The organism is Caproicibacterium amylolyticum (assembly GCF_014467055.1).
Classification (GTDB): domain Bacteria; phylum Bacillota; class Clostridia; order Oscillospirales; family Acutalibacteraceae; genus Caproicibacterium; species Caproicibacterium amylolyticum.
The window spans coordinates 948,500-967,738 of the sequence record NZ_CP060696.1 but is presented as its reverse complement, the minus strand read 5'-3'; the positions used below and the strand labels follow the sequence as shown (position 1 = coordinate 967,738).

Below are 19,239 nucleotides of genomic sequence, written 5' to 3'. Positions count from 1 at the left end.
GTCCGTTCTGCAGCATGAATAAGCTTTAGGTGCGACAAATTGTCGCACTACTTTGAAAGGAGGACACCGCTATGGCTGTCAGCCGAAAAACCGGAAAATTGTACTACACGGATGAAGAAAAGGAAGCTGCACTGCGAAACAACAACGCGCTGGAATATGCGCTTTCACATAACTATAACCTGGTTCGTCTTGGGAATTCCTATTACCTGAAAGAACATGACAGCATGGTTTTTAAACCGGATGGCTCCTGGTTCTGGAACTCGCAGGGCAAAAGCGGCCGCGCACTTGATTTTTTAATTGAGTACGAAGGTTATTCCTACACGGACGCAATTTTGGAGCTTGCCGGTGCACAGGAGCTGCCCGCACCAAAGCGTCAGGCAATCGAGCAGTCAGTAAAAGACTTGGAAAAACCGAAGCCTTTTATTCTGCCGGAGAAAGCAGCAAATTACCGCCGAATGTTCGCCTATTTAGTGAAATCGCGGGGAATCGACCATGAGCTGGTCAGTCAGCTGGAAAAAGAAAATAAAATCTATCAAGGCATTACATACGCTCATTTTGACATTGCAGGTTATGACGGACACGGACAAGCCTGGTACACCGTTAAGGAACGCTTTGCAGACAAGTTCAAAGATGTACCGCTACAGAAAATAACGCTGTACAACCGCAATCTGGAGGGTGCACACATTGTTTCTGCTATCCCAGCCCACATTGTGCATGATTTTGTACGTTCCAAGCAGACACTTGCTTATCAGAATGTAGTTATGGTTGGGTACACCCCGCAAAAGCAGCCTTATTATGCTTCCCTGCGCGCCATGGCCGGCAAGTATAAAGTGGACGTAACCGGTTCACACAAAGAATACGGCTTTACGATAAACGAAAACGCAAACAGTAATACTGTCTGCGTTTTTGAAAGTCCGATTGAAGCCATGAGTTATTGGTCAATGTGCAAGGAACTGCACAGTCCGCGCGTCAGCTGCCCGATGATTTCCCTCGGCGGGGTCAGTACATCATATGCGCTCAAGCAATTTCTGCAAGACCACCCACAAATACAAAGCATCATCACAGGATTGAATATGGACACTGCTGAAAATGGCCACAATGTTGCAGCCGGACAGCTTGCAACCGACCGTATTCGTCAGGAACTTGGAAGCAAGTATCACATATCCGTCCACAAGCCCAACCTGAACGACTGGAACGATGTCCTGGTAAACTACCGAAATAATCTTGCTGCCATTACGCAGCAGCTGCAGCCCGCCCGCTCTGCACCGGTGATTCATCACACACAGCAGCGTGGCGGGCCGTCTTTATAATATGAAAGGAATCACAATATGGAAAGTACAGATATTGGAGGAGTCATTCACGTAAAAGCTGTCGGTGTCGCCCGGCATTTAGATACGCAGTGCCGATTGATAATCCCATCCGAGTTTCGCAAAATGTTTCAACTGAGAAGTAACACATTGGTTGAAATAATTGGAACAAACGAAGGGCTGCTGGTGCGTCCGGCACAGAGCAAGGAGTGAAACTAATGATTTTTTATTACCAGGCAAGAGCAGCACCTTTTTACACAGAAATATAAAAAAGCACAGGCCGTAAAACCTGCGCTTTCGTTTGAACGGAAATACCGCCCATACTGAACCCTTAAACAAATTCAGTATAGGCGGTATTTCTCTATTTGTCAATCATTTCAAATTATTATGGAGGATTTATTATGCAGAAATATTACATAGCTTCTACCGCCGCCTACCAGGTAACCATCAGCAGCATGGCCTACAAGGTACTGTCCTATCTGCAGACCTGCGCGGACTACAAAACACGCACCTGCTTTCCAAAGCGCAAGACGATTGCGGTAAAATGCGGCATCAGCGTGCGCAGCGTTGTCCGCGCTGTCAATGACCTATGCGCTGCGGGCCTACTGAAACGCAAGTTTCAATTTGCGTTCTTTGTCGGTGACAACGCTATCCGGCAAAAAGAAAACCTGTACACCGTCATTGACGACCCGCAAATCAGTCTACAAGGAACAAACGGCACTACTGCGGGTAACTTTAGTGAGGAAGCAAAAGACGGCTCTAAAGGCTGTGTGGATAAAAACATTCTGTACCGGGCGCAGTCTGCTGATTTTTCTGAACTTACTGGCAGCGAACTGAGAGTGTACAACTACATAACTCTCCGTGCAGGAAAAGGCTGCAGCTGCTTTCTGTCCAAAAGAGAAATCGCTGCTGGCTGTGAAATCAGCACAGCCACAGTTTATCGCTGCATAAAAAAGCTGGCCAACAAGGGATTGCTGGGCATACAGGCACAGACGCGCAATTCCATCACCGGCGACAACGGCACTGCATCCAATCTATACACAATCCTTCCCTTTGCTCGTCGACCGAAGCTTGCTGCAGCAAAGCTACTGTTTGCATTTTTGTTAAACCGCACACTATGCTACTCCCCCATTTCACCTGATTCTGTCACGGGGGAGGGTTTCACAGTTGTCACCCCAAGAACACTTTCCCTAAAGAATAAAACCTTAAAGAAAGAACCTGAATGGAAAACGAAGTTTATTGAGAGAGGGCGCAACTGGCTATCGAAAATTTTGAATACCGATGGGAAAGTATGAATTTTCATGACATTTGTGTTGCGTTTTTCTTGCTTCAAAAAGCAAAAACATGTCCGTATGAACATAGTACGACATTTACAGTTAATTTTTACAAGTTTATTATGTATAGATATTCCATTTTTACTTCTTTCGGTATATGATAAATGAAGATAGTTTTTTCAAGGAACTATTTGACACTTCGTGGCGCTTTTCACAATGCCGAGCTTTGGACTCTGCATTTCAAATTATAGCAATTATAGGAAATTCGGTCAGCAGCAGGTTTATAGCAATAACAGGAAGTTCACCACATGCAAAATAATATAAATCATAATGATTTTTTCATAAAACAAAAATCTCGGTATGCGGTTTTTGAGAAGGGAGAACCCAATTGAATATTAGTCAGCCTCGATGGAAAATACCATTATATAAGAAAAGCGAAATCAATGCAGCTGGAGATATTATGCGAAAAAGTGATGCAACAAGTGCCGAAATATCGAATGCCACAGATATCATTGACAATTGGCGCGCGTCACATGCGTACCCCCTTCATGTCTTTTATATGAATCTACGTAGAATCGCAAAAAAACGTAATGATATAATTGTTGCTGAACGCTTGAAGCGGTTGGACTCAATTGTTGATAAACTTAAAAGAGAACAAGGGATGAAGCTGTCGAGGATGCAAGATCTTGGAGGGTGTAGAATTGTATTTCCAACGCTAAGCGAAGTATATACTTATAGTGAAAAATTAAGGAATTCTCGAATTCGCCATATATTTAAGCGAGAACATGATTATATTAGAAACCCCAAAACATCTGGTTACAGATCACTTCATTTAATTTATAAATTTCAAAGCGACACTAGTGGACTGGACATTTATAATAATAATATGTTAATCGAATTGCAATTCCGTACACATTTGCAACATATTTGGGCCACAGCATTGGAGACGATGGGCTTATTTACACATCAAGCGTTAAAGGCAGGAAAAGGATCTAATGATATAAAAAGATTTTTCGTATTGATTTCGTCATTATTTGCTATAAAAGAACATTGTCCAGTTGTTCCCGGAACTATTGAAGATGAGAAAGAACTAATTTCTGAAGTTGAACAAATAAACGATGATTTTCATATATTGGAAATGCTAAGTGCAATATGTGTAGCAATCGATCATGAAGCAGAAAAGAAACTAGACAAAAAGGGCTATTACATACTTCGCCTAAATTACGAAATACGAAGGTTAAGAATTTCTTACTTTAAACCCAGCGAAGCAGAACAAGCAAACTTAGCTTACAACAATCTTGAGAAAGAAACTGAAGGAAAACCTATAGATGTCGTTCTTGTTCGCACAGCTTCCTTTAATACCGTAAAAGCTGCGTATCCAAATTATTTTATGGACATCAGTGAATTTGTTAAAATTGTTAGTGAATATTTACATTAAGTCGTCTATAAATAGCAGTCTAACAGGGCATTTATTAAAATAAACATTATGTAGTGGTATAGTGAACTTGTAACACTCCTGCCTAATGGATTACAATATCTATTAGAAAAGGAGAACGCTATGCAAAAGATTACTGAGGAAACAAAGAAGAAGGTTGTAAAACTACATATCCAGGATGGCCGCACAATAACCAGTCTTGCTGCCGAATATGGAATCTGTCACGCCACTGTTTCAAACTGGATTCGTGCTTACCGTGAAGAATGCCAAACAAATGATGCCACAAAAACCGAAAATGAATTAATGCAGGAAGTCAGGCAACTTCGCCAAAAGCTTGCAGAATCTGAAAAGGAAAATGACTTTCTAAAAAAAGCAGCGGCATTCTTCGAGAAGGAAATCAATTAGTGGTATATCGATTTATCGAGAAACATCAAAGAAAATTCGGGATTCGTTGGCTGTTAAAGCGAGTGGGAATTTATCCAAACGCATACTACAATTATTTAAAGCAAGCCAAAGCCAGCTATTATGCCAGAAAAAACGAGATTTACCGCAAAATAAAGGATATCTATCATGAATTTGGCGGAATCCTTGGTCATAGGGGCATGCGTGTTTTTCTTGCAAGAGAACACATATTTTTGAGCAAAACTACGGTTCACAAATATATGAACAAAGAGCTTCATCTGCAGTGTGTCTGCCGCCGTAAGCGGCCTGGGTACAAAAAAGGACACGCCCACAAAATCTTTCCAAACCTGTTAAACCGCAACTTTGTGGCCGACAAAGCCAATCAAGTCTGGTGTACAGACTTTACATATGTTTTTCTTACGAACGGTTCCATGCGTTACAGCTGTACCATTATTGATTTATACGACCGCAGCGTGGTCGCAAGTAAAACCGGCAAATGGATTACGAGTGGTTTAGCAATCAGGACTCTCAAAAAAGCCCTTCATTCCCAGAAAAAGAAGCCCCAAAATTTGATATTGCATTCCGATCAGGGAAGCCAGTTCACTTCCATTCAATTTATCCGTTATTGTCAGAAACACGGTATCGTGCAGAGCATGAGCGCTGCGGGGTGTCCTTATGACAATGCTCCGATGGAACGTTATTATAATACTTTTAAGGCCGAACTAATCAATCGCTTCAATTTCCGAACCGATGAAGAATTGACATATGCCGTTTCAGAATACGCTTATGTTTGGTACAATCAGATTCGCCCACACTCGTACAACGATTATCGAACGCCCTATGAGGCAAGGTTTGGATTGAATCAATTTAGACAGTTGTGTTACAAAAATGCTTGATCATTACAAAATTGGAAACTAAATTGTGACATAATAAATCGATGAATTAAAAGGAGGGCAATATGACTACATTGGAAAAAATAGTTGTACTAATTGACGCGGACAACACACAGTTAAAAAAGCTCGAATTAGTACTTCAGGATGTTTCAACGCACGGCAGAATTGTTGTAAAACGCGCCTATGGGAATTGGAAAAAGGAGAGTCTCAAAAACTGGGAAGATGAAATAAAACGGTTGGCAATAAAGGCTGAGCAACAATTCGATTATGTAGCCGGAAAAAATGCTACTGATATGGCATTAGTCATTGATGCCATAGAGCTTTTAAATAGTAAAATTTATGACGGCTTTGTCATTGTGTCAAGTGACAGTGATTATACACCCCTATCTATTAAGTTGCATGAATCTGGAGTATACGTAATCGGCGTTGGTGAACACAAAACGCCAGAGTCTTTTCGCAATTCCTGTGATGAGTTTGTGTTTTTAGAGAATTTAGATATTTCACAATCATCCAAATATGAAAACGTTGCTCAAGGTATATCGACAGAGAAACCTGCGGGTATGATTGCTACTGCACCTATGGATTCTCATGATGGCGGAGAAAGTGCGAACACCTACGCAAATTCTAGTACTGACTTACAAATAGTACACACACTTCTTCGAAAAGCGTGGGAAACATATCAAGATGATGATGAATATGTAAATGTTAGTTCTGCTGGAACTTATATTAAAAGAATAAAACCTGATTTTGATGTACGCTCGTATGGATATTCAAAGCTGCCAAAATTAATTGAAGCATATCCGCAGAATTACGATATGAAAAAATATCGAGGAAAAGGCACCGTTACTATCGTTGCATATAAGTGCAAATGAATCATTTATGATTCTAATGAACTTCCCATTATGTTTAAACTTGGCATCCGATTATTCCGCAGCCGCCCTCACCAGTGCAGGCAGCGCGCCGGTCAGCAAACGAACCGCCTGTTCCTGATTCCGTATCCATCGGCTAACACCGTCGTGCGTCAATACCAGCGGCATACGGTTGTGTATCGGCTGCATATCCGCATTGGCTGCAACCGTGACAATCACAAACCGGTATTCGCTGTCAAAGCGTGCGTACAGCCCTGCCATATAGAGTGCTGACGTTGCAGGCACGTTGAACAGATACTTCTGCTTTTGGCTGTCGTGTGACCACTCGTAAAAGCCTGTGGATGGAATAACGCACCGGCCTGAAATAAATGGGGTACGAAACATTTTCTTTTCCTGCAACGTTTCTCCTCTGGCGTTAATGATAACGCCTTTGCCCTGAAAAGATGGGAATCCCCAAGTGATAAGCTCCGGCTGTACCTTGTTATTTTCAAGGACAAGTGCCGGAGCTTTATTTGTCGGGAAAATTTCTCCGGTCCGGATCAGCCCACCCTGCTTCTTCTGCAGGATATTAAGAATCTGCCGAATTTCCTCGGAATTTGTGTTGTCAAATAGCGTATATCTTCCGCACATTTTTATCACCCGATCATAGTATATCTTGTTTTGCCTCGACAAACCAGCGGTTTTCTTCCAGCCATAAGTATTTTTCATGACCTTGTATCCGGCAGGTATAGCGAATACCTGCGCCGCCTGCTTTTAGGCTTGCTGCCGGGCGTACATCTAGTATCCTGTCGATTTCAAACAGTTGTCCAGGCCCCCAGTGTACCGCCAGTGGCTCAATTTTGCCTTCTTCAGTATACTTGACGACCATTTCAACATAACGCTTACAGGGCATTCCCGTACCTCCAATCAAAAGTATCCTACTGGGTGAATCGTGTTATCATGAATCGGGTCAAGGCCCGAAAGCTGCTGGTCTTTGAGTAATATGGCGGGCTGCACTACGTGCGTACCAAATCGTTGTTTGAGCCAATCCATTGCGCTGTCCAAATGTTCTTTCCGCTCCCGCTGGGTTTCATCAGAGAATAGATCTGTTTGTGTGGATACGGAATCGCCTGTTAAATCAGAAATGCTGATGCCTAAGCTGCGCACCGGCTGCTGCCAGTGATAATTTTGGCGGAACAGCTCCAATCCAGCCTGTGCGATTTCCTTTGTAATGTTGGTGTAGTTCTGCAGCTTATGTTGCCGTGTAAAACTGCAAAGGCCATTATCCCGTACGCTGATTCCGACCACCCGGCCTTTCAGCCCCTGCTGCCGCAGACGGCGCGCCACACTATCTGCCAGAACATACAGGATAATCTTTGCATCCTCGTCGCAGGTCAGATCGCGTGGTGTTGTAGTTGAGTTTCCAATACTTTTGATTGACACAGTATCATCATACTTTGCCACTGGGGAAATATCGTGTCCATTCGCAAAACAATAAAGGACGCTGCCCCACTTTCCAAACCAACTTTTAAGCAAATATTCCGGCGTACTTGCAATATCTCCTATTGTGTGTACACCATACGCTGTCAGCTTGCGCTGCGTTGCATGACCCACATACAGCAAATCTCCGGCATCCAGCGGCCAGGCAATCTCTTTAAAATTATCCCGACCAATCCTTGTGATTGCGTCGGGTTTTTTATAGTCACTGCCGAGTTTTGCAAAAATTTTGTTGTAACTGACACCAATACTGACGGTAATTCCAAGTTCAGATTTGATACGGCCACTGATTTCCTGCGCAATCGCCATACCATCGCCTTTGCGGCTGCTGCCGGTGATATCCAGCCAGCATTCATCCAGACCGAAAGGTTCCACCTGGTCTGTGTAGTCCAGATAAATTTTACGGGCCATCTGCGAAAAGCGCAGATAACGTGAATAGTTCGGCGGCAGAATCACTAAGTCAGGACATTTTTGTTTTGCCTGCCACAGTGCTTCTCCTGTCTTGACCCCATATTTTTTGGCAATGTAATTCTTTGTAAGGATGATTCCGTGCCGGTGCTCCACATCGCCGCCAACCGCTACTGGCTTATCGCGCAGTTCCGGATGGTACAGACATTCCACCGAAGCATAAAAGCAGTTGCAGTCACTGTGCAAGATTACTCGTTCCATATCATCACCGCCGAATAAATGTGCTTATATTTGAACGTATGATTATATTATAGAACAAGCGTTTGAAAATAACAATGGTAAATTCAGATAATATAAAAAATCAGTGCGACAATTTGTCGCAGAAAAAGTGTCCTTCCAAATTATCAGCAGTTTGGAAGGACACTTTTTTCTTTTTCTGAGATAGAACAGCATTTTTAAGATTTTAGTTGACATGTATATTTAATTTTCATATGGTGGAAATAATCTACTTTTGGAGGTATGAACATGAATATTGATGAAAACATTACTACATTTGACTGGATGGATCAGTGGCTCACAACTTATGTGCAGCCGAGCCTTGCGGAAAAGACCTGTCAGTCGTACCGGGCCGTTTTGAACATTCTCAAACGAGATTGTCCAGAGTTAAGTCAGCTTCCTCTTCAAAAAATGAATGGCCTTTATGCACAAAAAGTCATCAATCAACTTGCTGATAAGTATTCCAAGTCAACTCTGAACTCATTGCGAACTATTTTCCATGAGTCCTCCGTGGTTGCAAGCGAAGTACCTGCTTTTCATTCGCAGACCATTGGAAAGCTCCGTATTCCTGAACGTGCATCACAAAAAACAGTACGGGCACTTACACGCACCGAGCAACAAGTGGTTGAAGAAGCAGCACAGCATACATATCTCGGATATATTGCGCTTTTTTTCTTACTTACCGGTCTCAGAGCGGAAGAACTCTGCAATTTAGATTGGCCTGACTTTAAACGCAAGGAACGAACAATTTTTATACGCAAAAGCAAAACGCCTGCTGGAATTCGGCAAGTTCCTTTGCGTAAAGAGGCAATGCGCATTATTTTGATTCAACCAAAAAGCAGCCGTGACAATGCTATATTTCACTCTGAGCGGTATGGAACACCCATCACTCCAAGTGTCCTTCATAAGCTCTATTTGCGACTGCGGCGAGAAACCGGCGTTAATTTTTTGACTACCCATGTTTACCGACACACGTTTGCAACTCGGGCGCTGGAAGATGGAATGAATGTAAAAGCTTTGTCACGGATACTTGGCCATGAAAGCGTTGCATTCACGATGCAGCGTTACTGTTCCCCTGACACAAAGTTTTTACAAGAACAGATGGATATGCTGGACAACATTCACGACCCATTTTGAATAAAAGAGGCAGCAGTTCCACTCATTATTGAGTGAGACTGCTGCCTCTTTCGTTGCAAGTGCGACAAATTGTCGCACCTTACTTTTCCGGTTCATCATGCTCTCTATGAATCTTCCCCATACGTTCAGAATTCAAATATTCGGCTTGATTTTTTGCGGTCAACAAGCGGGCTGTAAGCGACTGCGACTCTTGCTGAATAGATTTTTCTAGCTTCAATTGTCGTTCAAGCCCCTTGTATATTGACATTATATCAGGAAATACAATGCGTTGATTGCCAAGTGAAACCATTCTGAGTACATCATGTGCATTTTTAATAATAGCGGATGTAAACTTGTAATCCATTCTAACCGGGATGTGATTTTTATTAAAATATGTTTCACTAATATATTTCGGCGTTATAGGGCACATATTCTGGATAAGGAATGCTGCTGGTTTACCAAGCAATTCTCCAAGAACTATGGTTTTACAATGACCATATCTTTGAACCTTCTTATCATAAATTCCCTTGTACTTATCATATCTAGATGATGCAGGTACAAGCCAATATATATCCGCATTGATAGAATCAGAAAAACAAAAGAAGCAGGGGCGATTATGTAATTTTCCGTCTGTTGCTTCTTTATTTCGCATTAAATTTTGATCTGGAAAGTCCTTATAATATTGATTGTTGATAAAGCAAAACTCACCAGCAAGCATTTTTCTCACCTCATAAAAAACGGGACTCTGCTTTTAAGCAGAATCCCGCCACAATTTTAGTCCCGACCATTTTATTACGCCGCATATCGGGTAGCGGTAAACATCTTGATCCCGACCATTTTATTACGCCGCATATCGGGTAGCGGTAAACATTTTAAGGGTTACCCCTCTTGCATTATTATTATACGCTTGTCACAAAAATATGTCAACAACTTGAAATGTGAGTCAAATTTATAAGTCCGACAATTTGTCGCACCTTATCGTTCCAGTTCAGAATGGTTCCGGGTATGCCCTTTCTCCTGTTCAGCATTATACTGCTGAGCCTGCTTCTTTGCCTGATCTATCATATCACTTAGTTTCTGAGATTCAGGTTCTTGATAAAGCGTAGCTTCACCCAGGTCGGGTACATCAAGCTTAACAGTAACTTCATTAGGCAGTATCAGTGCTTCCTTCGGTATATTATTGGCTAGGTAACACAATTCAGTATACGTCTTCTGCTTTACAGGCTTTCTAAAAATTGCAAGAATGCGCTGCTGCGGATGTATCGTCACTTTTCGTATGTCTTCCTCAAGAACAGTGTTTGGAACATAGTAATTACCGTCTTTTACGAAGCCAATAGATGCTGTTACGTTACCAATAATTTTGTCTGTATGTAGTTTAAGTCTGTTACCATCGAAATCGCCACACATTTTCGCATTCTTATAAATTTTCATTACCTGCGGCAGTACATCCAGTTTCAACTTCACCTTAAAATCCGTTTGAAAATCATTAGGGCTTATCTGGTTGCTTAGACAGCGCTTATAAAACAATGTGGCACTCATCCCGTTTGTCAACTTGACACCGGTTAAATGTAAAAAATGTTTTTTCAAAAATGATGTTTCAATAAAATTTGTATTTTCTCGTGAGCCAAAAACGAATAATATATTTTTACCTTCGAGATTATTATGATACTGGATTGCATTTTTGTATATCGCATTTAAAACGAATTTATTGTCCATTGCTTCCCCCATAAATTTAAAGGGAGAGCAGAAGCACCGTAGTGCAACATACTCTCCCTTTGTGGCTGATTTATTACGTTGTCCGCCAACAGCCCGGCACATTCGTCCGGCAAAGCTTCAGGTTTATTACGTTGCCTGCCAACAGTCCGGCACATTCGTCCGGCAAAACTTTCGGATTTTAGGTGTCAGCCCACCAAGCAGACTGTGTCTGCCTTGTTACTATTATAATACACTTTAGCTGTAAATATGTCAACTATTTTTGAGTTAATCAGTCCGACAAATTGTCGCACTTACTTTTCCAATCTCGGTGCCTGCTTCTGCATCGGTGGCGTATGACCTGCGTTCTGCCGGTCGGCCTGCTCTTTGGCCGCCGCCAGTTCCCTATCCAAAGTTAATGGTTCCTGAAGCTGCTTTACTTGCTCATATTCACGGCATTTTTGCTCCAAATACAAAAAATCACAGCTATTGGCAACAAGCCCTTTATCTTTGCCAAGCAAAACCCGTCGATATGTACGTTCAGCTAACGCATAAATCTTCTCCCGATGAGCATTACAAAAATTCCATTCCTGCATTACTAAACGCTTATATGTACCGTTACTCAAATTGTTGAAGTCATATGGGAAGATATATTCTTTCGGTATGGGAAACATATAGTTGAAGCGTAGTGAACTTGTCACAGCTCCATTTTGAGCATGAATCAGCAGATTGTCCGGCTTTTGCAGCTTGTAAGAAGAAACCGGAACGTAATAATCTGTGTTATTAATATGCAGCACGATGCCGCACAGGAACTTATCTTTTCTGTCTTTTCCATAATCCATATTTGGAACATGAGAAAAGCCACGCTTTTCCAGTTCAGCTTTTTGAAGATACTGTACATACTGATAATCCATTGTATAAAATCTTAAAGTTGTCATATTAATTCTTCCACCTCAAAAGAAAGGGGAGCGATTGCTCGCCCCCCTCCACATTATGAGTCGCCGTCAAAGCCGCGAAACGCTTTTCATAAATGAGTCGCCGTCAAAGCCGCGAAACGCTTTTCATAAATGAGTCGCCGTCAAAGCCGCGAAACGCTTTTCATTACAGAGATTTTCATCTCCATAACTCCTGTTTTGGCTGGACAGGAAACCGCTTTAATCGCCCTGCTTTAGGTTAATCAGGAAACCACTTTATAAAATCTGTACAACTACAATATACCACAGACATCCTAAAAGTCAAGTGTTTTAACTTATGGCATAAGTGCTGTACTAATTTATTATATGCAGATTTTACCCAACAATTCACAGCTGCGGTGATAAGTCCGACAATTTGTCGTACCTTATTTGCTGGCTGGATTAATGTAGCATACTTGAAAATGAGACATCTCATTCCTCGTTGGCAAGTTCAACAATCCAATTCACCCATCCTCTAATAGTGGAAGAACGACGTTCAAAAGTAACATCGCTATGAACGTTGTATAAATTAGATTGTTTCATAATCAGTACGATTTGATTTTTTGAGGGCATTACGCCGCTCTTAAAATATTGTTCCAATGTTAAGTGGAAAACTTGATGTGACAAAATCAACTTGCAAAAAGCTAATTGCCGCTGTTTGAAATGCATTTGCAAAATTTGCTTTCCTTTGTCTGTTAACTTATAATGTGGGCTTCCCTCTTTCACTGTCTTGCCAAGAAGCCCCAAATAACGCCCCGCGTCAGTGTAATAATTGGTCTGTCTTACATTGAAGGCATACTCTTCTGTAACTTTCCCGCGACTCATTTCTTGCTCACTAAGCAGTTCGCATAAATTGATAACGCGCTCAAATGAATCAGCCTGGGGAAATGCGATTGCTGGTTCTGCTGGATCCGTTGCAGTTGTGTACAGCACAGATTGAATATCGGCAATGGTCAATTCTGTATCTTCAATACTGTAATTTTTTTGCTTTAACAACATTAAAGAACTGTAATTTGTCGGTTCCTCGAAGCAATACTCATACAGTCTGTAAATACCATTAGAATAAACTAAAAAAATTGGGCGAACAGGTTTTGTAACACGGCTTTTCCAGACTCGAAATGGATAGTAAAGCTGTCTGACCAAGAAATCCTCAGACAGATCCCGCTTTGCTTCAAAAAGCGATAAACTGCTGATACCCTCAAAAGCGGCATCAATTTCTATCTGCGAATTATGTACTTCAATTCTATTTGCTGTCTTTTGCGACGTGTTTGAAATAGTGAAGGTGAAATTTCCAGAGCCCATTCGTCCTGATACGGTAGAGAGGATTGCTTCATCTTCTAAAAATTCTGTAACGATTCCCGCCGCAACTGCACAGTTTAAGGCGACTGTTTCACTCAAAACATTGTTGCAATCCAAACTCTGGACGTATGTAGGCAAAGAAGCCCTAGTAATTTCGGCAACATCCGGCTCAAAACGATGATATGCGTCAAAATGAGAAATTACATAGTCACCACGGGTAATTGGAAGAATCGCTAAGTCATTTTCTGCAAAAATCTTAGGCAAATTGACAGTATGATCAAATTTGGCCATCAGTCGAGGTTCACGAAATTCTTTGATTTGTGCAGCAGAAATCTGAAATTTCCCATTTCCTTCAATACGTTTCAGAATCTCGTATTTTGCAAAAAGCCGTTCCCATGCAAGTTCTGTCAAACCTTTATCCTGCGGTTTTTTACTCATAATTCCTTACCACCACTTCATCCACGTCACCGCGCCTTGCAGCCACGGAATTTATGGATCGCTTTGCTTTTACAATCGTAATATGATAATCGGCATACTGGTCTAGAATAAATTCAGTAGCAGAATTTGAGAGCATGAATTTAATGCCACGGGCGGTTAAAGCATCACAAGTTTCACGCAGCCGAATCTGCTCCTCACGGGAAAAACCTCCTTTGGCATATCCGGTGAAGTTTGAAGTTACAGAAACCGGATCATATGGTGGATCCAGATAAACGAACGCGCCTCTGGGAAGTGCTTGCACTGTTTCCACATAATCGTGAGCAGACAAATGTAACTCTGCGGTATTTAAATATTTGCTAACTGCACGCAGCACTGGTGCGTTTACAATATTTGGATTACGATAATTTCCAAAAGGAGAATTGAATTCGCCTGCATTGTTTACACGATACAGACCATTGTAACACGTTTTGTTCAGATACAGAATTCGTGCAGCCTTTTCGGTTTCTGAAAGGGAATCGTATTTGTCCCTGTCCCTGTCCCAATCTCTGACTGCATAAAATTCTTCCGCTTCATTTTTGAAAGCAGAAAGGATAGAAATTAATTGCTCAACATTGTTCTGGATAACCGTATAAACACCGATCAAGTCACTGTTTATATCATTTACATACGCTACATTGGGCTGTAAATGGAAAAGCAATGCACCGCCACCTACAAAAGGCTCGCAGTATGCGGTGATTCGTTTGGGCAGCAACGGCTGAAATGTACTTAATAATTGCCGCTTTCCGCCAGCCCACTTTAAAACAGGGGCTACCAGTTTATTTTTTTTCATAAATTATGCCCCCTTTTGCAGAATTCTATTTTATCATAAAGGCAAATCAATCACAATAGAATAAGGTAATTTATCCTGTCCGACAAATTGTCGCACTTAAACCTCAATGCCGGAGTCGGCCTTCACCAACTGCTTGATATAATCCTGCAAAGAATTGTAGCCGTGCGCAACTGCATAGGCGCGCACAGCATCCCTGGAGCCTTTCTTGAAGCGTACTTTCACATCATCCAGCTTTGCGTGATATTTGTCCACAGCTTTTCGTTGAGATACAAGACGTTGTTCTTCGCTCATTTTCATAGTATTCCCCCATTTTTATATAAGCATATCACTTTTCTGAAAGTGTGGGTACTCATATACTGTACAAATTTCCCAGCAGTTTTTTGGAGGAATAATCAATTGAATAATGTGGGTACTCATGCTATAATAAATACAGAAATTAGGTAAGCGAAAAGAAAATGAGCAGAAAAAAACCGCCTTTTCAGGCGGTTGGAAAATTCCTACTTGATTTCTACACCATAATATGGTATTATGGCGAAGTAAGCAGAAATTGGATATGCAATCCATAGGCTACTGTACGTTTACCAGACGTTCAGCAACCATGCGCCATAAAGGTTTACAGAGAACCGTTATGACTTGTGAAATGCAGTTACTCGCTAGTATTATAGCGTTAACTTCATACATTTGTCAAGCGACTTTCATTCTAACCTTTGGCGTAGGAGAATGGAAGCCGTTTCTTTTTTTGCTTCAAAATCAACCGAACCTTGAAAACCCAAAAGTCTTGTGTATCTTAATCCCTGTCCGGCGCGCAAACGTCAACGTGTACCGTGAGGACACGACAGTGAGAGCGCAGAGCCTGTGGGCGGCCATGACCTGTATTGAAGCGAGCCACAACTCCCACCAACTGACATTAGCTGTCAGCGGCAACAATCCCGGAAGGAACAATGATACTTGCACATTGAACGCATCACCGCATTGTGTGCGCCCTGAAAGGACTGTCCGGCTGATCACCGGCAATGGACAAGCATTCGCCATGCTCGTATGCAAGACTTAAAAGTTTATGATAATTTTCTTTGCGGTGTAAACGGCACCGCAAAGGTTATCATAAACGGATGTGTTTAGCATCTTACAATGTTAAGCATATCCGTTTATGATAACAAGGCCAGTTGCAACCGCAACTCGCCTCATTATCAACGTTTGGTGGAGGAGGATGGATTCGGACCATCGAAGCCGAAGCAACAGATTTACAGTCTGCCCCCTTTGACCGCTCGGGAACTCCTCCGTATGGCGACCCGCAGGCCGCATTTTTCAGTCAGATTGGAGCTGGCAGAGAGACTCGAACTCACGACCTGCTGATTACAAATCAGCTGCTCTACCAACTGAGCTATGCCAGCTTATACAGCGCTTGAGATGTACCCTAACGCTCTGTCTTATCTCTGACTGACAAGTATATATTATACAGACACTCTTCTGTTTTGTCAAGTGTTTTCTACAATTTTTTCAACTTTTTTGTTTAGCAAAAAGTTCCTGCGCTTTTTGCGCAATTCGCTCCCCAAAAGTTACATACAGCGGCCTGCTTTGCTCAAAGGTTTCCTTGCTACAAACCGGCCCCAGATGAATGTATGGCTGCCCCAGTGCGGAACCGCCGGAGTACACCAGCATTCCTTTTACCAGCAAATGAGAAAGCACAGTCTGTAGGGCAACATCCGCACCACCCTGCGCATAGTCCGCAGTAGCAAAGGCACCGCCCAGTTTGCCGGAAAGGTCTGTTTCCCAGGACTCATCAAACCACTTTTTTACCTGCCAGCAGGTATTGGCATAATAAGTCGGCGTACCAAACACTACCGCCTTACTTTCTTTCAAGAATTCCGCATCAATACTGTCCAGTGGAAAAATCTCCGCCTGTACACCCGCAACCATGCGCATTCCTTCGGCAACTGCTTCTGCCATCTTCTTTGTATGGCCACCCTTGCTGAAATAGAGAACTGCTGCTTTCATGAATGCTCCTCCTCAAAGTTCACATGAATACAGGACATTGGGACTTCATTGGCCTCCGCTGTCAATCCGCAGGACTCATAAAAGCGCCGCTTATCAGCGTAAGCCAGCAGCAGAACACGATAATAGCCTTTGTATTTTTCCAGCACCAGCTGCATTAATCTGCGGCCAACACCCTGCCCCTGCACTGACGGATCAACCAGCAGGTAATGAATATAGGCAGTCATTGCGCCGTCATCCAGCACATTTACCAAACCAACAAGCGTTCCATCCTCCTGCCGTGCAGAAAAGGCCGTATCAGAGCCAGCGATTGCTTTCTGGAGGGACTCTGGATACTGTGCGGATTCCCACTGCACACTTGCGTATAAACGGCGTAGTTCTTCTTTCGTGTATTTCTTATTTTCATCAAATATAATCAAAACTTTTTTCCTTTACAGCATAGCGCAGTCCAGCGAATCGTTGCCAAGCGCACTCAAGTCAAACGGTGTTGTCTGGTATACAAAGTAATTAAGCCAGTTCGTATACAGCAGCTGTCCGGTGGCACGCCAGTTGTTGACCGGCGCGCGTGAAGGGTCATTGCCGGGATAATAATGCTTTGGCATTGCAATCGGCACACCTTTTTCCAAATCTCTGCGGTACTCCGTTCCCAAAGTATCCACATCATACTCCGAATGTCCCATTACGAAGTACTGGCGGCCTTCCTGATCGCTGACAATGTGTACACCGACCTCCGGAGAAACAGACATAATCCGAAGCTGCGGAACCTTTTCGATATCTTCAGCGCGTACCTCGGTCTGGCGGGAATGCGGTACCCAGTAAACATCGTCAAAACCGCGGAACAGCCGGGATTTTTTTTTCAGTGCGTGATGCGGAAAAACGCCGAAAACTTTCTGCGGCAGAATGTACTTTGGAACACCATAGTGATAATACAGCCCCGCCTGTGCTGCCCAGCAGATGTGAAAAGTAGAGTGTACATTCGTTTTGGTCCACTCAAAAATGCGGCACAGTTCCGGCCAGTAGTCCACCTGCTCATAGTCCATGAGTTCAACCGGCGCACCGGTAATAATGCAGCCGTCATACACGCGGTTCTTAATATCATCAAATGTCTCGTAAAAATTGAGCAAATGATCTTCCGGTGTGTTTTTGGACTTATGCGTGACTGTCTGTATCAAATCCACTTCAATCTGCAGCGGTGTATTGGCAAGGCAGCGCAGAATCTGTGTTTCCGTTGTGATTTTTGTCGGCATCAAATTCACCAGCGCAATACGCAGGGGACGGATGTCCTGATGCAGCGCGCGGCGGTGGGTCATCACAAAAATATGTTCTTTTTCCAGCACAGCGCGTGCCGGCAAGGTATCTGGTATTTTAATGGGCAAAAAGAACGCCTCCTGACTGGGTTAGGACAATTCTTGACGGGCAAAACATCAGCGCAGCTGCAGCAGCTTGTTCTTCAGGTCGCTTTCCAGCTTGCCAAGCTCCTGCTCCGCCTGGGCGCGCTTCTCGCGGCCTTCCTGTTGAATCTGCATGACTTCATCCAAAGTGGAAATCAAAGTTTCATTGGTATGCTGCAGTGTTTCAATATCAACAATGCCGCGCTCGGACTCGCGCTGTGTGTCAATCGTCGCCATTTTGAGCGTATCCGCATTTTTACGCAGCAGTTCATTCGTCATATCTGTTACCTCTCGCTGGGCCTTCGCTGCCTGTGCGGAATGTTCCACGCCGAGAGCCAGCACCATCTGGCTCTTCCAAAGTGGAATGGTATTGACAATGGTGGATTGAATCTTATCACTCATCAACAGGTCATTGTTCTGCACCAAGCGAAGCTGCGGTGCCATCTGAATGGAAACCATGCGGGTCAGTTCCAAATCATGCAGTTTCTTTTCAAAGCGGTTGCACATGCTGGAAAGGTCATTTGCCGCCTGCGCATCCTCCGGCAAACCGCTTTGCTGGGCTTTCTGCTGCAAAGCCGGCAAATCCTCCGCACGCACCTGCGCGAGCCTCTGCTTGCCCGCCAACAGATACATGGAAAGTTCTTTAAAGTAAGTCTTGTTGACATCGTACATTTTATCCAATGTAGAAATATCCTTGAGCAGCTGCACTTGATGTGCTTCCAGTGCATCACAGATTTTGTCCACGTTTGCTTCTGCTGTGGCATAACGGGCTTTCATGGCGGTCAGTTTGTTGCCCGCTCGCTTAAAGCGCGCAAAAAAGCCCTTATCCTCTTCGCTGACATCAAAGCTTTTCAGTTCCGTTACCACGCCGGAAAGCATCTGCCCCACTTCACCGAGGTCTTTTGTACGCACATTGTCCAGCGCACTTTCTGAAAAGTCTGCCATCTTTTTCTGTGCGCCTGCACCGTACTGCAGCACCTGCGCGCTGTTTGTCAGGTCAATTTTCGCGGCAAAGTCGTTCACCATCTTCTGCTCTGCCGGAGTCAGCTGCGGCTCCTGCGCCACATTCATTTCCGGCTTTGCCGGTGCGGTCTGAAGTGTCGGCGCGGCAGGCGCAGGGGTGGGGTCTAGGGTAAGTTCCAGCGTAGGCATTTCATTTTCGTTCATGATGGTCCTCCCTGATATTTAT

The 19,239-nt window shown here is 43.3% G+C and carries 20 protein-coding genes and 2 tRNA genes; 7 read left to right on the top strand and 15 right to left on the bottom strand.

The window, feature by feature from the left end; all coding sequences use genetic code 11:
• The first annotated feature begins 71 nt into the window (after positions 1-71).
• From H6X83_RS04440 to H6X83_RS04415, 6 genes are all read left to right on the top strand, one after another.
• The gene (locus H6X83_RS04440) at positions 72-1,310 is read left to right on the top strand and encodes a toprim domain-containing protein (RefSeq protein ID WP_212507950.1); all 1,239 of its coding nucleotides are present in this window, start codon (positions 72-74) and stop codon (positions 1,308-1,310) included.
• A gap of 18 nt (positions 1,311-1,328) precedes the next feature.
• Positions 1,329-1,520, top strand: coding sequence for an AbrB/MazE/SpoVT family DNA-binding domain-containing protein (locus H6X83_RS04435; protein WP_212507949.1), 192 nt, complete (start codon positions 1,329-1,331; stop codon positions 1,518-1,520).
• A gap of 188 nt (positions 1,521-1,708) precedes the next feature.
• Positions 1,709-2,602 (top strand): helix-turn-helix domain-containing protein, encoded by an 894-nt coding sequence (locus H6X83_RS04430; RefSeq protein ID WP_212507948.1) that lies wholly within the window; start codon positions 1,709-1,711, stop codon positions 2,600-2,602.
• Between the two features lie 367 nt (positions 2,603-2,969).
• On the top strand, positions 2,970-4,019 hold the full coding sequence (locus tag H6X83_RS04425) for a RelA/SpoT domain-containing protein (protein ID WP_246419510.1): 1,050 nt from the start codon (positions 2,970-2,972) through the stop codon (positions 4,017-4,019).
• Between the two features lie 120 nt (positions 4,020-4,139).
• Positions 4,140-5,314 (top strand): IS3 family transposase gene (locus H6X83_RS04420; RefSeq protein WP_425489202.1). Its coding sequence is split into 2 segments (ribosomal slippage): positions 4,140-4,379 and positions 4,382-5,314, totalling 1,173 coding nucleotides; the frame shifts between segments, so codons are not numbered across the junction.
• Positions 5,315-5,376: 62 nt separating this feature from the next.
• Positions 5,377-6,183 (top strand): NYN domain-containing protein, encoded by an 807-nt coding sequence (locus H6X83_RS04415; RefSeq protein WP_212507946.1) that lies wholly within the window; start codon positions 5,377-5,379, stop codon positions 6,181-6,183.
• Between the two features lie 51 nt (positions 6,184-6,234).
• On the opposite strand, the gene H6X83_RS04410 is transcribed toward H6X83_RS04415, so the two are convergent.
• Genes H6X83_RS04410 through dinB form a run of 3 tightly spaced genes read right to left on the bottom strand, consistent with a single transcriptional unit; the run spans position 6,235 to position 8,325 of the window.
• Positions 6,235-6,810 carry an SOS response-associated peptidase gene (locus H6X83_RS04410; RefSeq protein ID WP_212507945.1) on the bottom strand — a complete coding sequence of 192 codons (576 nt, stop codon included), beginning with the start codon at positions 6,808-6,810 and terminating at the stop codon, positions 6,235-6,237.
• A 13-nt stretch (positions 6,811-6,823) separates the two neighbouring features.
• The gene (locus H6X83_RS04405; protein WP_212507944.1) at positions 6,824-7,072 is read right to left on the bottom strand and encodes a hypothetical protein; all 249 of its coding nucleotides are present in this window, start codon (positions 7,070-7,072) and stop codon (positions 6,824-6,826) included.
• Positions 7,073-7,086: 14 nt separating this feature from the next.
• The gene (gene dinB / locus H6X83_RS04400) at positions 7,087-8,325 is read right to left on the bottom strand and encodes a DNA polymerase IV (RefSeq protein ID WP_212507943.1); all 1,239 of its coding nucleotides are present in this window, start codon (positions 8,323-8,325) and stop codon (positions 7,087-7,089) included.
• Positions 8,326-8,589: 264 nt separating this feature from the next.
• Here dinB and H6X83_RS04395 point away from each other — a divergent pair, with 264 nt between their 5' ends.
• Positions 8,590-9,477: a tyrosine-type recombinase/integrase gene (locus H6X83_RS04395; protein WP_212507942.1), complete on the top strand. Its 888-nt coding sequence runs from the start codon at positions 8,590-8,592 to the stop codon at positions 9,475-9,477.
• A gap of 79 nt (positions 9,478-9,556) precedes the next feature.
• Here H6X83_RS04395 and cptIN read toward each other — a convergent pair whose 3' ends face one another.
• The 12 genes from cptIN to H6X83_RS04335 form a co-directional block, all read right to left on the bottom strand.
• On the bottom strand, positions 9,557-10,174 hold the full coding sequence (gene cptIN / locus H6X83_RS04390; protein WP_212507941.1) for a type III toxin-antitoxin system CptIN family toxin: 618 nt from the start codon (positions 10,172-10,174) through the stop codon (positions 9,557-9,559).
• Positions 10,175-10,431: 257 nt separating this feature from the next.
• Positions 10,432-11,172, bottom strand: coding sequence for a PBECR4 domain-containing protein (locus H6X83_RS04385; protein ID WP_212507940.1), 741 nt, complete (start codon positions 11,170-11,172; stop codon positions 10,432-10,434).
• Between the two features lie 290 nt (positions 11,173-11,462).
• A complete protein-coding gene (locus H6X83_RS04380; RefSeq protein ID WP_212507939.1) occupies positions 11,463-12,086 on the bottom strand; it encodes a type III toxin-antitoxin system ToxN/AbiQ family toxin in 624 nt (207 codons plus the stop codon).
• Between the two features lie 447 nt (positions 12,087-12,533).
• Positions 12,534-13,838 (bottom strand): type II restriction enzyme, encoded by a 1,305-nt coding sequence (locus H6X83_RS04375; protein ID WP_212507938.1) that lies wholly within the window; start codon positions 13,836-13,838, stop codon positions 12,534-12,536.
• A complete protein-coding gene (locus tag H6X83_RS04370; protein WP_212507937.1) occupies positions 13,831-14,667 on the bottom strand; it encodes a DNA adenine methylase in 837 nt (278 codons plus the stop codon). Before H6X83_RS04370 ends, H6X83_RS04375 begins: the two co-directional genes overlap by 8 nt.
• 96 nt (positions 14,668-14,763) lie before the next feature.
• On the bottom strand, positions 14,764-14,958 hold the full coding sequence (locus H6X83_RS04365; RefSeq protein WP_212507936.1) for a hypothetical protein: 195 nt from the start codon (positions 14,956-14,958) through the stop codon (positions 14,764-14,766).
• A 904-nt stretch (positions 14,959-15,862) separates the two neighbouring features.
• Positions 15,863-15,946: transfer RNA gene (locus H6X83_RS04360), tRNA-Tyr, on the bottom strand.
• A gap of 36 nt (positions 15,947-15,982) precedes the next feature.
• A tRNA-Thr gene (locus H6X83_RS04355) sits at positions 15,983-16,058 on the bottom strand.
• Positions 16,059-16,164: 106 nt separating this feature from the next.
• The gene (locus H6X83_RS04350; RefSeq protein WP_212507935.1) at positions 16,165-16,662 is read right to left on the bottom strand and encodes a flavodoxin family protein; all 498 of its coding nucleotides are present in this window, start codon (positions 16,660-16,662) and stop codon (positions 16,165-16,167) included.
• A complete protein-coding gene (locus H6X83_RS04345; RefSeq protein ID WP_212507934.1) occupies positions 16,659-17,078 on the bottom strand; it encodes a GNAT family N-acetyltransferase in 420 nt (139 codons plus the stop codon). Before H6X83_RS04345 ends, H6X83_RS04350 begins: the two co-directional genes overlap by 4 nt.
• A 12-nt stretch (positions 17,079-17,090) precedes the next feature.
• Positions 17,091-18,035 carry a homoserine O-acetyltransferase MetA gene (gene metA / locus H6X83_RS04340; RefSeq protein ID WP_212507933.1) on the bottom strand — a complete coding sequence of 315 codons (945 nt, stop codon included), beginning with the start codon at positions 18,033-18,035 and terminating at the stop codon, positions 17,091-17,093.
• Between the two features lie 48 nt (positions 18,036-18,083).
• A complete protein-coding gene (locus tag H6X83_RS04335; protein WP_212507932.1) occupies positions 18,084-19,217 on the bottom strand; it encodes a toxic anion resistance protein in 1,134 nt (377 codons plus the stop codon).
• Positions 19,218-19,239: the final 22 nt, after the last annotated feature.

What these genes read in the sequence shown, in the direction of transcription:
- H6X83_RS04440 (WP_212507950.1), top strand. Translation starts at nt 72, where the DNA reads ATGGCTGTCAGCCGAAAAACCGGAAAATTGTACTACACGGATGAAGAA.
- H6X83_RS04435 (WP_212507949.1), top strand. Translation starts at nt 1,329, where the DNA reads ATGGAAAGTACAGATATTGGAGGAGTCATTCACGTAAAAGCTGTCGGT.
- H6X83_RS04430 (WP_212507948.1), top strand. Translation starts at nt 1,709, where the DNA reads ATGCAGAAATATTACATAGCTTCTACCGCCGCCTACCAGGTAACCATC.
- H6X83_RS04415 (WP_212507946.1), top strand. Translation starts at nt 5,377, where the DNA reads ATGACTACATTGGAAAAAATAGTTGTACTAATTGACGCGGACAACACA.
- H6X83_RS04410 (WP_212507945.1), bottom strand. Translation starts at nt 6,810, where the DNA reads ATGTGCGGAAGATATACGCTATTTGACAACACAAATTCCGAGGAAATT.
- H6X83_RS04405 (WP_212507944.1), bottom strand. Translation starts at nt 7,072, where the DNA reads ATGCCCTGTAAGCGTTATGTTGAAATGGTCGTCAAGTATACTGAAGAA.
- dinB (WP_212507943.1), bottom strand. Translation starts at nt 8,325, where the DNA reads ATGGAACGAGTAATCTTGCACAGTGACTGCAACTGCTTTTATGCTTCG.
- H6X83_RS04395 (WP_212507942.1), top strand. Translation starts at nt 8,590, where the DNA reads ATGAATATTGATGAAAACATTACTACATTTGACTGGATGGATCAGTGG.
- cptIN (WP_212507941.1), bottom strand. Translation starts at nt 10,174, where the DNA reads ATGCTTGCTGGTGAGTTTTGCTTTATCAACAATCAATATTATAAGGAC.
- H6X83_RS04385 (WP_212507940.1), bottom strand. Translation starts at nt 11,172, where the DNA reads ATGGACAATAAATTCGTTTTAAATGCGATATACAAAAATGCAATCCAG.
- H6X83_RS04380 (WP_212507939.1), bottom strand. Translation starts at nt 12,086, where the DNA reads ATGACAACTTTAAGATTTTATACAATGGATTATCAGTATGTACAGTAT.
- H6X83_RS04375 (WP_212507938.1), bottom strand. Translation starts at nt 13,838, where the DNA reads ATGAGTAAAAAACCGCAGGATAAAGGTTTGACAGAACTTGCATGGGAA.
- H6X83_RS04370 (WP_212507937.1), bottom strand. Translation starts at nt 14,667, where the DNA reads ATGAAAAAAAATAAACTGGTAGCCCCTGTTTTAAAGTGGGCTGGCGGA.
- H6X83_RS04365 (WP_212507936.1), bottom strand. Translation starts at nt 14,958, where the DNA reads ATGAGCGAAGAACAACGTCTTGTATCTCAACGAAAAGCTGTGGACAAA.
- H6X83_RS04350 (WP_212507935.1), bottom strand. Translation starts at nt 16,662, where the DNA reads ATGAAAGCAGCAGTTCTCTATTTCAGCAAGGGTGGCCATACAAAGAAG.
- H6X83_RS04335 (WP_212507932.1), bottom strand. Translation starts at nt 19,217, where the DNA reads ATGAACGAAAATGAAATGCCTACGCTGGAACTTACCCTAGACCCCACC.